Below are 17906 nucleotides of genomic sequence, written 5' to 3'. Positions count from 1 at the left end.
CAAGTTACCCATTTGGCACATCTTTTGTATTTTTCAATATACAATTACAATTAAAACCATGTTAAAACATTACCTACTGATTGCTATACGCAACCTATTAAAATACAAAACGCAATCGATCGTCAGCATTATCGGCCTGGCGATGGGATTTACCTGTTTTGCACTGGCTACTCTGTGGATCAGGCACGAAATGACCTACGAGAACTTTCACGAGGATGCGGAACGTATTTTTCTGGTCCGCAACGAAGACAAAAACAGTAACGAGGGTTTAGGCACAGTCACCCCTTCCCCCCTGGCAGCCTATCTACAGGAAACATTTCCCGAAATAGAACAAGCTTGTAACGTGTCGGACAGTAAAATGGAATTCAAATACAAAGGGATCACTTACCAATCTTATGAGATCCAGATGGATTCCGCCTCCATGAAAATATTCCCGATCCGATTGGTTAGCGGAAATACCAATTTCCTTGTTAACGGCAGTAAAGAAATAGCCATCACAGAAGAACTTGCCGGAAAACTATTCGGAAAAGAGAACCCGATAGGGAAAGAACTAAGCATATACGGCCAGGAAAGTCCCATTTGTGCAGTGGTCAAAGCCTGGGAGCCTCATACAAACATGCCTTTTGAAATAGTAAGAGCCAATTATACGATCCCGGTCTGGTACGCCTGCGGATGGACGACTTTTATTAAGCTAAGGAAAGAGGCGGACATCAAGGCTTTCCGTAAAAAGATATATGGGCATACTATTGAAAAAGATAACGCCAAACTGGAACATTTCGTACTGACCCCGATCATACAGATGCGATACAACCATCCCATCCGGGAAGCGACCATCAAATTCAATCACATCCTGTTGTTTGCCTTGTCGGGCGGTCTGGTCATCCTTTGTTCGCTGTTCAATTACCTGACTCTGTTCGTCAGCCGGATACGGATGCGCGGAAAGGAAATAGCCTTACGCAAAGTATGCGGCTCTTCCGATAAACACCTGATGGAGTTATTTTCTATAGAATATGTATTAACGCTATTGACTGCTATATTTATCGGGATGCTACTGATAGAACTGATACTACCCACTTTCCGGGAATTATCCGAAATAAAAACGACGACAAACGGAATCTACCTGGAAGCTATCGGTTATTCCCTTTTCGTAGCATTACTGTCGTTCCTTATTTCACTGCTTCCTATCCATTATTTCCGCCGCCAATCGCTGAATGCAGCAATAAAAGGAACGGAAAAAGGGAAAGGAAAGAATTATTTCCAGAAATTCTTCCTGGTCTTACAGTTTATTATCAGTATCGGATTCATTTTCTGCACGCTTGTGATGATCAAACAGATACATCATTTATCACATACCGACCGTATAGTGGAACGGGTAGGAAGGGCCTCCATCACATTCAGTACCAAATCGTCCGAAGCCAGTCTGCGGGAAGAACTTAAGCAAATCCCCATGATTACCGAAATCCTTTCGGGTAATCACAACTCTTTCATTCCCCAAAACGGAGCAAGCTATATACCGGTGAAAGAATGGGATGATAAGCCTGCGTCTGCCGATGAAGTACTTTTGGAAACGATTGCCAGTGGCGAAGGAATATGTAATTATTATAATCTGAAGCTACTGAAAGGCACTATGTTAAGGGATGACGACCAGAAAGAAAAAGTGATGATCAACGAAACGGCCGCCCGTCTGTTTGGCTGGGCAGATCCGATCGGAAAATCTTTCCTCAAAAGCGACTCTACCCGGGCACAGATCATCGGGGTAATACGCGATTTCTGTAAAAATTCGCCTACTATCCCCGTAAAACCGATGGTATTTACAGTACAAGAACTGTTCTGGTCTATTAACTCCGGAGGCAATCTCCTTTTCATTTTCCGTGAAGGGCAATGGCAAGAATGCAAACGGCGGATCGAGGCGTTGATCAAAGAGAAACACCCGGAATTCACCTTCTACAGATTAAATAATACAGAGGAAGAGTTCAATAAGTTCCTGCAATCGGAAAATGCCCTGATCAAGCTACTCGACTTCGTATCCATAGTTTGTATCCTTATCTCCGTTTTCGGCATCTTCTCGCTGGTCACTCTTAACTGCGAACAACGCCGGAAAGAGATCGCTATCCGTAAAGTAAACGGAGCGTCAGTCGGAACAATCGTCCGCATGTTCTTCAAAGAATACTTATTATTACTTTGTGTGGCAGCAGCCATCGCGTTACCTATCAGTTACCTGATCATGAAAGCATGGTTGGAAAACTACGTTATACAAACAACAATCCCCTTCTGGATCTACCTGATATTATTTATATCTCTTGTCATGATCACAGTCACTTGCATATATTGGCGAATATGGAAGGCAGCAAGTAAAAATCCGGCAGAAGTTATTAAATCCGAATAAACAGAAATATTATGAATATGCTACGACATTATATCAAACTGGCGATACGCAACCTGTTGAAATACAAATCGCAATCCGTCATCAGCATCATCGGGCTGGCTATCGGTTTTACCTGTTTTGCCCTGTCTACCTTGTGGATACGTTACGAGCAGACTTACGATACCTTCCATGACGGTGCCGACAGGATCTATCTGATAAGACCTGAATCAAATACCACCAATAACGGCTTGTCCGAAATTACACCTTACCCACTGGCAGGTTATCTGAAGGCGACTTTCCCCGAAATAGAAGATGCCTGTAATATGCAAGCATGGGGAACGACTGTCAGATATAAAGGTACGGAATACCGGTCTTTTAAAATGGGCATTGACTCGGCTGCCATGCATATGTTCAAACTCAAAGTAACGAACGGGAATCATAACTTTCTCACAGAAAACAGCGAAGAAATAGCTATTACCGAACAACTTGCCCGACAACTTTTCGGGACAGAAAATCCGCTAGGACAGGAAATAGAAATATACGGGCAGAAAAAACGAATATGCGCCGTTATCCAATCCTGGAGCAGGCACTCCAACATTCCATACGAAATTGTCGATAATTTTTCACCGGGAGATAACCGGACGGAATGGCATGCGAGTATGTGCCAGACTTTTATAAAACTGAAAAAAGGCGTCGACGCACAGAAGTTTATCCAAAAGTTATATGAACATACCTATGAAACGGAGAACTCGATCGTAGTAAAGAAAAGCGTAGCTACCCCTATTACAGCCATGCGGTATGACCGCCCCAATCAGGGAGTAACAGTTAAATATGAACATATCCGGCTTTTCGCCCTGGCCGGCGGATTAGTCATTCTCTGTTCGCTATTCAACTATCTGACCTTGTTTATCACCCGTATTCGGATGCGTGACAGAGAAATAGCTCTACGCAAAGTAAACGGTTCGTCCAATCGTGAATTACTGATGTTGTTTTCTACCGAGTATTTGATCACTCTGGTTTTTGCAATATTCTTCGGACTGATCCTACTGGAACTGGTAATACCGACTTTCAAGGAATTGTCGGATATTAAATCGGATAAGACAAGCATTTACCTGGAAGCACTCAGTTATTCCGGCATTGTAGCAGCCTTTTCATTCATTTTGTCATTATATCCGATCTACTACTCCCGAAAGAAAAGCCTGAACGCAGCCCTAAAAGGTTCATCGAACGGAAAAGGTCAAAACACTTTCCAGAAAGTCAGTATGGTATTACAACTGATCATCAGTATCGGTTTTATCTTCTGCTCTACTATCCTGATGAAACAGATACATTATTTGAACCATACGGACCTGGGGATCGAACGTACAAACCGCGGAACAATCCGGGTTTATCCGCAGATTGACGGTCTTAAAGACGAACTGGCTAAAAATCCCTATATTGCAACGATCGTTCCGGGTAATTTACCCGGACTACTCCCGCGTAATGCCCGTTCTTATCAGACAATCAATGAATGGGAAGGAAAAACAGATTCTACCTCTACTGTCACTTTAGAAATTATAGACTGCAACGAAGACTACTTTAAGTTTTACGGTCTGCAGTTGCTGAAAGGAACATTCCCTTCAGATGATAAAAGTATGATAATAAATGAAACAGCAGCCTTACAGATGAATATGAATGATCCTATCGGTAAGGGTTTTCAGAAAAAAGTAATCACAGGCATCGTCAAAGACTTCTATATCGCTCCGCCCACCATTCCAGCCAAACCGATGATGTTCACCCTGGAAGACAGATCAACCATATCCTCCGATATTATCTTCCAATATCAGAATTGCGACTGGCACTCTTGTAAGAAACGGATCGAGCAACTGATCAAACAGATGAATCCAAACGTAATCCATTATAGCATAATATCTATGGAAGAAGAATATGAGAAGTTCCTTAAATCGGAAAACGCATTGCTGATGATGTTGGATTTCGTCACCCTGGTTTGTGTATTGATCTCCCTGTTCGGTGTTTTCTCACTCGTCACCCTCGACTGTGAAAAACGCCGGAAAGAAATAGCCATCCGCAAAGTGAACGGAGCGGAAACCGGTCATATCATGAAAACGTTCCTATTGAAATACATGTTCTTGTTACTGATCGCATCCGTTATAGCATTCCCTATCGGTTACCTCATCATGAAACCCTGGATAGAAGGCTATGTACTCCAGACAAGTATCGATTTCTGGATTTATCCGGTAATATGGCTGGCACTGGCCTTGCTCATTATCACATGTACCGGCTGGCGAATCTGGAAAGCAGCCAATCAAAATCCGGCGGTAGTTGTTAAATCAGAATAAAGCAGATATGTTAAAACATTATCTTAAAATAGCAATACGCAATTTACTGAAATACCGATCACAATCATTTATCAGTATCTTCGGTCTGGCAATCGGGTTTACCTGCTTTGCCTTGGGGACTCTATGGATTCATTATGAAATGACTTATGACTCATTTCACAAAGATGCCGACCGGATTTATCTGGTACGGCAAAAAAGTCTCATTAGTAACGGAGGCTTGACAGATACGCCCAAACCCTTGGCGGCATCCTTAAAACAAAAACTTCCTGAGATTGAAGCATCCTGTGCCATCTATCTCAGAGATTATAAACTTGTATCCAACGGAGTACAAATTCAGACAAATTGGATTAGTGCTGATTCAAGCTTCATGGATTTATTCGGAATAAAGATATTGTCCGGAAATAGCCACTTCCTTCAGGTAGACAACAAGGAGTGGGCTATCACAGAAGCGCTGGCTAAAAAATTATTCGGTAATGAAAGCCCTATTGGCAAAGAACTGGATATTGTGGACAGTGAAGAAAAGGTGAAAATTTGCGCAGTTGTAAATGGCTGGACCGGACACAGTAATATACCTTTTGATCTAATAGCAAGTCCTTCCAGCAGAAATAACTGGGCTTCTCTCTCACACGAAACTTTTGTCAAATTATACCCCAATACCAATATTGACAAATTTGTAGAGAAACTCAGGGAGACGAAGATAGAAGAAGACAGTATGCCTCTCACTTCATTGGTAGTAAATCCTTTAACCTCCTTACGTTATGAATCACCGAGAACCCCTACGGAAGTAAAGTTTAATCATATCCTTTTGTTTTCACTGGCAGGAGGATTGGTTATTCTTTGTTCCCTGTTTAATTTTCTGATGCTGTTCGTGACCCGGATCTATACACGTAAAAAGGAATTGGCTTTGCGCCAAATTTGCGGATCCTCTTATAAAGGATTATTGGCACTTTTCTCTATCGAATTTTTAATTCTATTCTTTACATCTCTTTTAATAGGAATGGTACTGATAGAACTGGTATATCCATTTTTTAAAGAGTTGGCCGAGATTCATAGCAATAAAACACTCCTGCTTACGGAAGCTCTCTGCTATGCCGGATTCGTTGTTCTTTGCTCTTATATATTGGTCGTAGTAATACTCGGTTATCTTCGTTATAAAACATTATCTTTTTCTATCAAAGGAGCCACTAAAGGACAAGGTAACAGTTTCTTCCGCAAATCATGTATTCTCTTTCAGTTAATTATCAGTTTCTGGATTATCTTCTGTTCTTTTGTAATAGTAAAACAACTTCATTTCCTGAGAAATACAGATATCGGAATGACAAGAAAGAACTGTGCCAGTATCGCTTCATATCCCTATCAAAAAGAACTGGAACAAATACTGTCACAAATACCGGGAGTAACAGAAATTATGCCAGAACAAGCCTGCCTGTTACCCTACAACAGCAGAATGTCACTCTACATTACAGACTGGACAGACAAAAAAGAAAATGCTCCCCATGTTAATTTAGAAGTTATCTGTGGCGTAAAATCTCTTGCCTCTTTTTATGAGTTAAGACTCTTGAAAGGCGAAATGGTCCTTGATGATGATAATTCAAACGATGTCATGATTAACGAAGCTGCAGCCAAATTATTTGACTGGCAGGATCCCATTGGAAAAAGTATCAATTCATTCAAAATAAAAGGACTGATTAAAGATACTTACAATGCTTCGCCAACAACTCCTCCCAACCCAACATTGTATATATCACCGGAGAAAAGTAAAACACAATACTATTTTTCTCCCCAAAGTATACTTTTCAAATACAAAGAAGGAAGCTGGAATTCCATAAAAAAGAAGTTAGAAGAGATAAATCAGGAGAAAAAGAAAGAAGATGTTCATATTACTATCCATAACGCGATGGAAGAGTATGAGAAATATCTTCAGTCGGAAAAGACACTGCTCAAAATGTTATATTTTACCACGGCTGTTTGCATTATGATTTCCTTATTCGGAGTTTTTTCCCTGGTCACATTAACCTGCGAACAACGTAAAAAAGAAATAGCCATACGAAAAGTCAACGGAGCAACAATCGGAAGTATCCTGAAGATATTCTTCTATGAATACCTTCTCCTTATAGCCGTTAGCGCAGCCATAGCATTCCCTATCGGATATCTCGCCATGAGACACTGGTTAGAAAGTTATGTCAAACAAACTGAAATAAACAGCTGGATCTATCCTTTACTATTCATATCCGTCGGACTGGTCATTGCCGCTTGTATAAGCGGGAAGATCTGGATAACAGCAAAAAGAAATCCGGCAGAAATCATACATTCCGAATAATAAATACATGACAAATATGAAACAGTTACTATGTCTACTCACCAGTCTCTCCGTATTCTTTGCCTGTTCCACCCCTAACAGCAAAGACAGTGTAAAAACGTATAAAGCGACTACGGATATTACAGGCGAACTATCCGGCGAAGTTATTTTCGCCGGACAAGGGATACATAACTATTACGATGTAGCGATTACCAACGATTACTACGCGTTTATGGACTATTATAGCGACACGCTTCTGCAAATAAGAAGTAAAAAAGATTTATCGCTTCACGGAATAGGAGAAAGAGAAAAAGATACTTTTATAATCGCCTATCCGTCTTTTACTAAATATGATTATATCAACAAGAATAATAAAAACAAGGTATCTGTCTGGGACAACGATTCACGCAAATTGAAACGCATGGATCTGGATCAAACATCTCCGGCTCTTTCTGCGGAATCGGAGTCTATGTCCGATTATGGCCTGAAAGATGGTTGTACGAACTGTTGTATCACTTCCAAGGAATTATATGCCGTTCAGTTCAATCCTCACAAACCACAGGTATTCTTTTCATCCAATAAAACAAACGGACAATATGCTGTTCCGGGTTATCCTCAGATCACGGTTCCGATACCGGCAACAGTCCTTCAAAAGGGGTATGCCAGCGACCTGACGCTCAACGAGGAAAAAGGAGTGATCGTCGCTGCCCTGCGATTTATCGACTGTGTCAACTTCTACGATATGAATTGTGATATGACTGCATCAGTTTCTTTTGCTGATTATTATACCATACCGGTTCCCGATATTACCAATAAATACTTGGACGCAGAGCAGAGCAAGAAATGTTTCATCGACATTTGCAGTTCAGAACAATATGTATTCTGTCTGTTCGACGGATCGACAAACTTTACCGGTAATTCTGTGATTTATGTATTCGACTGGGAAGGCAAACAGCAAGCCGTATTACAGGCAGACCGCAATTTACGGAAAATAGCCACAGAGAAATCCGGCGAGTATTTATTAGCTTTATCTCCCAACGGGCAAGGAGGCAGAGATGTTATTAAATACAGCTTAAAGAACAAAATCTGACTCTGCATCCGGCCGAAGTCATTAAAAGCGAATAACGAAATAAATAACTGATAAACATTCACCAAGCATGTTGCAACACTATCTTATCATAGCCATACGTAATTTCTTCAAATATAAATTGCAGACCGTCATCAGCATTACCGGTCTGGCTATCGGATTGGTATGTTTTGCATACGGCATCAACTGGCTGAAATATGAGACCTCATACGATGGCTTCTATCCGCAATCCAAACAAATCTACATGCTTTACGGGGTAGACAAACAGACCGGCAAGAAAACGGAAGAACTACCCCTGATATTGGCAAGAAGATTAAAACAGAATTTCCCGGAAGTTATAGAAACGACGCAAATATACGCAAAGTATTCTTCTGATTTTTCCTATAATGAAAAGCGAGTGCCTAATCCGGATGAAGTATTTATCGATGAAAATTTCTTTTCATTCTTTCCACGAAAAGTCATTTGCGGAAGACAGGATAATATTTTGCAATCGTCTAATGATGTTGCTATAACTCGTTCTTTTGCCGTTAAACTATTTAGTAGTCCGGAAAAAGCTCTGGATAAAGTATTAAGTTGTGGTTATGAGAAAAACCTCAGGATCGTTTCCGTTCTGGAAGATGCACCTGACAATTCACTCTTTGTCGGAGAAGCTTTCGAATTAGATCAGTATACACGAAGGGCAGAGGTAGAAATACCAGAAGCTAATCAATGGATGTATTTAAATTCTAAAATATATCTGTTACTGGATAAAAACACGCATATCGACACATTCGAAAAAAAGATAACAAACTATACCTCTATCCATAAATACAATGAGACCATCTTTTTGAAGCTGATACCCGTCACAGCCGTCCGACATACATTCGGCAGCGAATTGTCCTTTAATCTTACTTATATCCAAACTTTTGCTATAACCGGATTATTATTGCTTCTATGCGTATTTTTCAACTTTATCAATCTGCAAATCAACCGGACCTATATACGAATCAAAGAAATGAAACTGCGCAACGCTATCGGAGCCAGTAAAAAAGAAATGATCAGCCAGCTATTACTGGAATATTCATTGATGATATTTATAGCTACTTTATTTGCTTGGAGTTTAATGGAAATTACATTTCCCCTGTTCAAGTATATTTTCCATACAACAATTGATAGTAAAGAGTTGTATGTCGACATGATCAAAATCTCATTATTCAGCTGGATAATCACTCTTTCGATCTCGCTTCCTATATCATTCCGGTTTATCCAGACCTCTCAACTACTGGTATCCGGTGGTGTTGCACCTCATCGGAAAAGCGGGTTCCGCAAAATAGCAATGACAATCCAACTGGGTATCTGCGTATTTTTCCTGATGTGCGCTTTCATCCTGCTTAAACAAACCTCTCTGATGAAAAACAAAAATCTAGGATTTGAAAAAGAAGGCTTGATACAGATTACCATGCTGAATGATGACAGAGAAGGTACCGCACGTGAAATCGCATCCCTCCCCATCGTAAAAGAACTGGTGGTTGCATCATTTTTCTCTATCATGCACGAACCTTATTCATTAACAGAAGTTGAGTGGGAAGGAAAAAGCCCGGATACTAAAGTGAATTTCCATATGCTGGAAGTCGGTAAAAACTTTTTATCCGCATTCCAGATACCTTTATTAAAAGGGCGGTTGCTTGAAGAAACAGATCTGGTTAAGGGACCAAGACATTTTATGAGTTCTAAAGCGCTTATCAACGAAGAGGCTGCACGTATCATGGGATATACCGATCCGATTGGTAAAAAACTCAGCTTTTGGAACAATCAACAACAGGACGTAGAAATTGTCGGCATAGTAAAGGACTTCCAATCTACCAGCCTGAGAAACCCGATTCTTCCCGTTGTCATTACATTAAACCCTTCACTATGGAATAGTTATTTCTATTACGTCAAAGTAAATCCGGGAAATGAACAAAAAGCCATCAAAGCAGTTCGGGATGCATATAAAAAATACGCACTTCCATACGACCAGCAACCGGAGATAACGACGGTCAACGATGTATTAAAAGAATTAAGCCGGTCGGAAGATGCCAGCCTGCAACTTTTCTCATTGCTGGCAATACTTTGCACACTCATCTCGGTCTTCGGACTATACTCCGTATCCTCCAGCAATATCACCCAACGGCGGAAAGAAGTAGCCATCCGGAAAGTGACGGGGGCATCCTCCCGAACGATCATCGGTATGTTTATTCGCGAATATGTATCTATTGTAATAGTAGCCAATTTGATTGCTTTGCCTTTAGCCTGGCTATTCATGCGCGGATGGCTGGAACAATACCCATACCGTATCAATATCAGTGCATGGATGTATCTGACCATCCTGTTATTCACAAGCATACTGATCATTTGCACTGTTCTTTACCAAACTTTAAAAGCAGCAAAAGCGAATCCGGCTGTATCGATAAAATCTGAATAAAAAGTGCATATACGAACAATCACTGTGCGTATATGCACTTTTTTAAAGAAAGGGAATAAATTACAAACTATTAATTATCACATCATTATAACATTGGCACATATTTTGTATTAAGATCAAAACAAATTACCATTAAAAGAGAATCATGATACGACACTATATCACTATCGCTTCACGCAATTTTATCAAATACAAATTGCAAACACTTATCAGCGTTATCGGACTGGCTATCGGACTCGTCTGTTTCACCTACGGGATGAAATGGTTGGAATACGAAACGTCGTACGACGGTTTTTATCCGAAGTCCAAACAAATGTACACGCTCTACGGCATCAACAAACAAACCGGAAAAAAAGAGCGGAAATTACCACTCGTCCTGGCCCGCAAACTCAAACTGGATTTTCCGGAAATAAAAGAAACGGCACTGGTATACGGGAATTTCGGTTCTACCTTTAAATATAATGATCAGATACTGGAAGACCCGGAAGAAATATTTATCGACAACAACTTCTTTACCCTTTTCCCCAGGAAAGTTCTCAGCGGCCGGCAAACGAATCTGTTGCATTCGCTGGATGAAATAGTCATAACCCGCTCTTTTGCCCTCAAATATTTCAAAAGCCCGGAAGATGCGATCGGGAAAATAATGAAAAACAGCTACCGGGAAACACTCACCATCGTGGCGGTAGTGGAAGATGCACCTGCTAATTCCGCATTTAAACAGGATGTCTTCGAATTGGATAAGTTCACCACCGAAATGACAGACAGAATATCGGAAGACAGACAATGGAGTCAATTTGAAAATGAAATTTATCTGCTGTTGGAAGACAAAGCCAGTGCGGATGTATTCAGAAAAAAGTTGCAAACCTATCTGGAGAAAAACAACTACCTGAATACGCTTACGGTAAAGATGATTCCGTTAACAGACATGCGGCATACTTTTGGAAGCGAGTTATCGTTCAACTTATCCTACATCCGCACTTTTGCCATAACAACCATTTTGCTATTACTGTGCGTATTCTTCAATTTCATCAATCTCCTTCTAAACCGTATCTACCAGCGCATAAAAGAAATAAGGCTCCGAAACTCGATCGGTGCCGGTAAACGGGAGCTGATCATACAGCTATTGACCGAACTCACATTACAAACAGGTATCGCTTTTGTTCTGGCCTTTTGTCTGCTGGAACTCACTTCTTCGTTGTTCTGTAAAACCTTCGATACGAAGATAGCCGACCCTGATTTTTATACGAGTTTGATTATAATCACTTTAGTCAGTTGGGGAGTATTGATAGTTGTCTCATTCCCCTTATTACTGCGTTTCATACGAACATCTTCACTGATGTTGTCCGGAGGTATTTCTGCTAACCGGAAGGGTTCGTTCCGAAAGGTCAGCATGACTATTCAACTCGGCATTTGCGTATTCTTCCTGCTGAGCACCTTTATCATGCTTCGACAGATTTCATTAATGAAACATAAGGACCTGGGATTCCAGAAAGAGGGATTGATTCATATCACAATGGATTATCGTGACCGGTCCGGAATCACCCACGAACTGGTAACCCTTCCGATAATCGATGAGTTTGTAGAATGTAGCATCTTCTCCATCACCCACGAACCTCATACACAAAATGAAGTCAACTGGGAAGGAAAGCCGGACGATTTCAATCCGAATTTCCAGGTAATCAAGGCAGGCGATAAATTTCTGGATGCATTCAAAATAACCTTATTAAAAGGTAATTTTATAAATGAAGGCGACTCAGATCCGGAAGACTGGACCACGCCGGGCAACACAGCCGTCATCAATGAAGAAGCCGCCCGGATCATGGGAATAGACAACCCGATCGGAAAAAAGATCAGTATCTGGAACGGTGTTATTTACGGAGACGGAAAACGAGGACAAAAAGAGCTGGAGATAGTAGGCGTCGTCAAAAACTTTCAGGCAGCCAGCCTGCGTAACCCTATACTCCCGGCGATTATCACGCTCGACGGAAGTAAATGGAACAGTTACTGCTATTATGCCCGTGTGAAACCCGAAAATGAACAGGCTGCCATCAAAACAATACGGACAGTCTTTGAAAAACACAAAGAAGAAGGAGATACAACTCCCAAAATACAGACAATGACAGATGTTTTCAACCAGTTGAACAAATCCGAAGATGCCAGCCTGCAACTCTTCTCCCTGCTGGCCATACTCTGTACTTTGATCTCGATCTTCGGAATCTATTCCGTTTCATCCAGCAACATTGCACAACGTCGGAAAGAAGTAGCCGTACGCAAGGTGATGGGCGCCTCGTCAAAAACAATCATCAGCATGTTCTTCAAAGAGTATCTGACAATCGTAGTCATTGCCAATGCGGTTGCCCTTCCACTAGCCTGGTTGTTTATGCACGGATGGCTGGAACAATATCCTTATCGCATCAGTATCGGTTTATGGATGTATGCCATAATATTGTTAGCAACAAGCGCTTTGATTATCTGTACCGTCCTTTACCAGACACTGAAAGCGTCTGAAACGAATCCGGCGATAGTCATTAAAAGAGAATAAAATCATCAAAAGAGAATAAAATCATGCAAAGTAAAACACAACACTACTTCAAAATTACTTTTCGGGAATCAGTCAAATATAAAGCTCAGTCCATCATCAGTATCCTCGGACTGGCTATCGGTTTCACTGTCTTCGTACTGGGTAACTACTGGTTATGGTGGGAGACACATTTCGATAACTTCCATCCGAACGGAGACCGGCTTTATTGTCTGACTACTTCCGGACTCAATAAAACAGCAACGGGAGCCGATGCCGACCTGAATCAACTGCATATCAATGACCTGGCAGAGATAAAGAAGCTGGTGCCGGAAATTGAGCAAGTCTGTATCCTCAATGATGCCTTTTATAACACAAAGATCAACAATACCACCCAAACAGTGTGCGGAATAGTCTGCGATCATACCTTCTTCGACTTCTTCAAAGCCGATTTCATAGCCGGAACCTACCAAGGGACTTACCCGGACGGTTCATCTGTCATCCTTACCGAAAGTACGGCCAAGAAGTTCTTCGGAACGACCGATTGTGTTGGAAAGTTATTCGAATTGCACGAGCAATACCATCCGGTCGTGGCCGGAGTCATTAAAAACTACCCGGATAATTCGGATTTGATATTCCAATTCCTGAAGATTGACCAAGTGAAGCCTAAGCCCCATGTGAACCGCTATACCACATACGTTCGGCTATCAGCAAATGCCGATGTCGACAAGGTCAAAGAGAAACTGGCTGTTTATAAAAGCCATGCGGAAGATCCCTGGGGTACAGAACATATCGATAAATGGAAAATCAATTTACGGACACTTCCGGAAGTCCATCTGCATGCGCATCCGGAACTGGAGAGCCGGATACGCAATATCCATATCCTGGCATTGGCGGGGTTGATGGCCTTTCTTAGCGCTCTGATGAATCTGCTTGTTCTCTTTATCGGCCAACAGCAACGCAAACAGATAAAGAACCAAACCTATCTGTGTATCGGTGCATCGTCTAAAGATATGTTACTGAAAGGATGGATAGAGTTATTCGTTCCAATGGCAATAGCTTATCTTTTGGCGTTCTGCCTGATAGAAGTAATCTTCCCTTACTACGAAAATTATACGGCATGGAATCATTACGGCATTTATGAAGGGATATCGAGACATATCGACAAATCAGCTTTATTTTTTAACGCACTGTTATCGATCATAGCCAGCACACTCCTATTCTGGTTACTAACATTTCTTCCTATACGGAATGTATTAGGCAACCGGAAAACAAATCCTGTATTCTTCAAGCGAGGATTAATCATCGGCCAGGTATTTATCGGCTCCCTATTTTTCATTACTTCGCTTGTCCTTTTCCAACAATTGCATTTTATATTGACCAAAGACAAGGGAGTGGATTACGAAAATGTAATTCAGGTAGATATGGGATATGAGAATGCCTACGAGCAAGATCTCAAAGTACTGATGCCCGAACTCAAAAACCATCCGCATATAACCGATGCTTGCTATACAATCACAAACGCCAACCTGTTTACCGAACAGGGAAACTGGTATGGCACCTATGTTACCCATTTTGCTTTCGATCCTGCCGATCCGGACCCGAAAAGGGAAGACCGGGTCATGGTCGTTAGCAAAGATTTTTTTTCTTTCTTCAAGCTAAAGCTAAAACAAGGGAATTGGATCGGCGACAACAATCCGGATGATTACATCGTCAACGAAACCGGATATAAAGAGCTGGGATATATGGATTTACTGGAAAGACCGATATACGGTGGAGAAACAAAGACTAATCTGAAAGTATGCGGAGTCATAGAAGATTATATCTATGCCCCCTTACAATATCCGGTTAGCAAAGTATTCTTCCGCCTGCATACGGACAAAGATTTTGCAGACTACTATCCAATCCAGTACTTCTATGTCCGCTATACGCCCGGACACAAAAAAGAAGTATTGGAACATATCTCAAAAGTTACGCAAAAATTGAACTCACATGGAGTAAGTGTCCAAAAGATGTGTACGGAACTATCCGACCTGGTAGACAAGTTCAACCGTCCCGAAAAGGTAATCTTCAGCATATTCAGTATCATAGCCATTGTCTGTATCCTGATCTCCACTTTCGGTATTTACTCCCTGGTCAGCCTCTCCGCCCAACAGCGTAAAAAAGAGATTGCCATCCGCAAAGTGAACGGGGCGACCTTCTACCATATCCTGCAATTATTCTTCAGGGAATACCTGATATTAGTCGTAATCAGCAACCTGTTTGCCTTACCGATAGGCTATATCCTGATGAAACGCTGGCTGGAAACATATGCCAACCACATCCACCTGACGATATGGCCTTTCATCGCCGTCTTTTTCATTACCTGTGTAATTGTCCTCCTTTCCATCTTCCGTCAGGTAAAGGAAGCAGCACTGGCAAATCCGGCAGAATCAGTAAAAAGTGAATAAAAAAGAGAAACATGATACAACACTATCTGACAGTTGCCTTGCGCAACCTGCTAAAGAATAAAGGGCAAACATTGATTTCTGCCGCTGGTCTTGCAGTGGGTCTGTTCTGCTTTGCACTATGTACTTACCTGCTACGCTATTGGATGAATGAAGATAATGAGTTTAATAATAAAAAGCGGATCGCAGAAATCGTATTGGTACAGGATGATGGTCATCTTGTATCCGGAACTCCCGCATTTTTAGGAGTAGATATCCGTAACAAACAATTTCCAATAATCGAATGTATCACAAGAGCAACCTATAATAATCCTGAAAACTTATCTTTCGAAATATCAGAAAGTAAAACGCTCCCTTATCAACTATATGTAATGGAAACAGACACAAATTTCATTACTGTATTTGACAGACATTTGGTATGCGGGGATATCTCTGCTATCAATAAACAGCCGAACACTCTCTTGTTAAGCCAATCAGCGGCAAAAAGAATATACGGAGACGAAAACCCTGTCGGTAAAAAAGTGATCGGACAGGATCAGAAAGCATATACCATTGGCGGGGTATTTGAAAATTTCCCTGCCAACAACAGTATCAGTCCTTACGAACCCATAGAAGCATTGACCCTATCCGTACTCGATGGATTTCTGGAACAACAAATCAAAGAAAGAACAGGATGCAATACGTATGCCCTCACCCTTCCGAATTTCAAACCGGATGATCTGGATAAACAGCTACGCGATTTAAACCTGAGGGTTTTACTTTTCGATAAAAATCCCTCGCTAGTCAGAGCTTTCCAGCTAGGACATACTAAATATAAAAATACAGGGTACGCACTATTTTATGGCTTCATCTTTTTAATCGGCCTGTTGATCTTTCTATCATCACTACTGAATTACTATTCTTTTATAACTGGTAATTTTTATAACCGGACAAAAGAGTTCAGTATCCGGAAAGGCATAGGAGAAGACAAAAAGCACCTATTTTTTCTACTTTTCACAGAATCTTGTTTATCATTGTTCTTTACCACAATATTCGCATTATGCCTTGTCGAGTTATTAGCTCCCGGATTTCAGTTTTCTTTCTTCCGGATACAAGTAGATTTCGATAGCTTGTCACTGTCCGGTCAAATAGTTGAATATCTATTAGGCTGTATTATGCTGTCCGCCATCATCTGCGGAATCGTTTGTCTCCGATTAGACCGAATATCCCTGATAGAAGGTATCCACTTCTCTCGACACCGGGTTAGGAATACCTTATTAGGCATTCAATATTTTATTGCCCTCTTCTTTCTTTCCGGAGCAGCAATAGCAACTCTTCAAACCCGAGCCGGAGAACAACAGCTATTCAGCTCACTCAATAACGATGAAAAAGAAAGAATATTTTTCGTCCGTACCGACTACCAATATATGGAATCGACCTATCCGGTATTACTTTCCAAATGGAAAGCAAATAGTATGATAGAAGATATACTCGAAGTTCATGATAAATTACCCAATACCCGAATAAATAGTTATACATGGGAAAACGGAGAGAAACAAACACTTGGAGGTATTCTGTATGCTTCGGCCAATGTCGGTTCTTTTCTTCATCTCAAACCGATTGCAGGTTCATTACTCCTCGACGAACAAAGCCTGTTGATCAACGAAACATTCATGAATGCGATCAAAGAGAATCCGGTAAATAAAATTGTCCGGATAAATAATGCTCCCAAAGAATACAAAATCAATGGAGTCACCAGTTCTTTAATCCGTTTCGTCGACGGATCTGAGTATTTTGCATCTCTGGCAATCGGATTGTTACAAAAGCAAGGGAATTGTTATGTACGCCTCCAGCCAGGAAAAGAAAAAGAAGGAAAAGCCTATCTTGAACAAACAGTCAAAGAATTTCTCCCGGAAAGCATACAGCCGGAAATACATACTTTAAAAGATGAATGTACCCGAATACAAACGACAGAACGTATGCTCCGCAATGTGTTTACTTTTTTTGCTACTGTTTGTCTGATAATAACCTTGTTAGGTATTTACGCAGCTATTTCGCAAGACACGGAACGTAGGCAGAAAGAAGTTGCCATCCGCAAAATCAATGGAGCGTCATTGAAAAACATCTCGTACCTGTTCATGAAGTTCTACCTTGGGTTGCTACTGATCGCGACATTGTTTGTTTTCCCTCTTATGTGGATGATCACGGATGAAATGCTTAAAAACTGGATTATCCGTTTCAACTATAACAATCCGTTATTCTGGCTCGGCATCTTCTTTGTCATTACGATCTTTACAGCCGTCGTTATCCTGGTTAAGATACTACGTACGGCCCGTATCAATCCGGCAGACGTTATCAAGGCTGAGTAAACGTTCATAGGTAGGCAACAAGTGTTTCACCCTAATGAAACACTTGTTTCACTATGAAGA

General features: G+C 41.1%; 8 protein-coding genes. All 8 read left to right on the top strand.

The genetic code is table 11. The features are described from left to right. Window positions 1–58: 58 nt before the first annotated feature. The 8 genes from C825_RS05210 (at window position 59) to C825_RS05175 (ending at window position 17846) form a co-directional block, all read left to right on the top strand. Entirely contained in the window at window positions 59–2386 is a 2328-nt protein-coding gene (locus C825_RS05210) for an ABC transporter permease (RefSeq protein ID WP_010801680.1), read from the top strand. A gap of 11 nt (window positions 2387–2397) precedes the next feature. Then, window positions 2398–4704, top strand: coding sequence for an ABC transporter permease (locus tag C825_RS05205; RefSeq protein WP_010801679.1), 2307 nt, complete (start codon window positions 2398–2400; stop codon window positions 4702–4704). A 7-nt stretch (window positions 4705–4711) separates the two neighbouring features. Beyond that, window positions 4712–7024, top strand: a complete 2313-nt coding sequence (locus tag C825_RS05200) for an ABC transporter permease (RefSeq protein ID WP_010801678.1) — start codon at window positions 4712–4714, stop codon at window positions 7022–7024. 16 nt (window positions 7025–7040) lie between these two features. Then, window positions 7041–8093 (top strand): TolB-like 6-bladed beta-propeller domain-containing protein, encoded by a 1053-nt coding sequence (locus C825_RS05195; RefSeq protein WP_010801677.1) that lies wholly within the window; start codon window positions 7041–7043, stop codon window positions 8091–8093. 67 nt (window positions 8094–8160) lie between these two features. Further along, window positions 8161–10533, top strand: coding sequence for an ABC transporter permease (locus C825_RS05190; RefSeq protein ID WP_010801676.1), 2373 nt, complete (start codon window positions 8161–8163; stop codon window positions 10531–10533). A gap of 145 nt (window positions 10534–10678) precedes the next feature. After that, window positions 10679–13075: an ABC transporter permease gene (locus tag C825_RS05185; RefSeq protein ID WP_010801675.1), complete on the top strand. Its 2397-nt coding sequence runs from the start codon at window positions 10679–10681 to the stop codon at window positions 13073–13075. Window positions 13076–13098: 23 nt separating this feature from the next. Beyond that, window positions 13099–15501 (top strand): ABC transporter permease, encoded by a 2403-nt coding sequence (locus tag C825_RS05180; protein ID WP_010801674.1) that lies wholly within the window; start codon window positions 13099–13101, stop codon window positions 15499–15501. A gap of 11 nt (window positions 15502–15512) precedes the next feature. Further along, window positions 15513–17846: an ABC transporter permease gene (locus C825_RS05175; protein ID WP_010801673.1), complete on the top strand. Its 2334-nt coding sequence runs from the start codon at window positions 15513–15515 to the stop codon at window positions 17844–17846. The last annotated feature ends 60 nt before the right edge of the window (window positions 17847–17906 follow it).

It is taken from the genome of Parabacteroides sp. ASF519 (assembly GCF_000364265.2).
In the GTDB taxonomy this organism is placed as follows: domain Bacteria; phylum Bacteroidota; class Bacteroidia; order Bacteroidales; family Tannerellaceae; genus Parabacteroides; species Parabacteroides goldsteinii.
Note: the sequence above shows the minus strand (reverse complement) of the source record. Positions and strands in the feature narration are given on the sequence as shown.

Bases quoted from the DNA above. Each gene is read 5' to 3' on its own strand.
- C825_RS05210 (WP_010801680.1), top strand. From the start codon at position 59: ATGTTAAAACATTACCTACTGATTGCTATACGCAACCTATTAAAATAC.
- C825_RS05205 (WP_010801679.1), top strand. From the start codon at position 2,398: ATGAATATGCTACGACATTATATCAAACTGGCGATACGCAACCTGTTG.
- C825_RS05175 (WP_010801673.1), top strand. From the start codon at position 15,513: ATGATACAACACTATCTGACAGTTGCCTTGCGCAACCTGCTAAAGAAT.
- C825_RS05190 (WP_010801676.1), top strand. From the start codon at position 8,161: ATGTTGCAACACTATCTTATCATAGCCATACGTAATTTCTTCAAATAT.
- C825_RS05195 (WP_010801677.1), top strand. From the start codon at position 7,041: ATGAAACAGTTACTATGTCTACTCACCAGTCTCTCCGTATTCTTTGCC.
- C825_RS05180 (WP_010801674.1), top strand. From the start codon at position 13,099: ATGCAAAGTAAAACACAACACTACTTCAAAATTACTTTTCGGGAATCA.
- C825_RS05200 (WP_010801678.1), top strand. From the start codon at position 4,712: ATGTTAAAACATTATCTTAAAATAGCAATACGCAATTTACTGAAATAC.
- C825_RS05185 (WP_010801675.1), top strand. From the start codon at position 10,679: ATGATACGACACTATATCACTATCGCTTCACGCAATTTTATCAAATAC.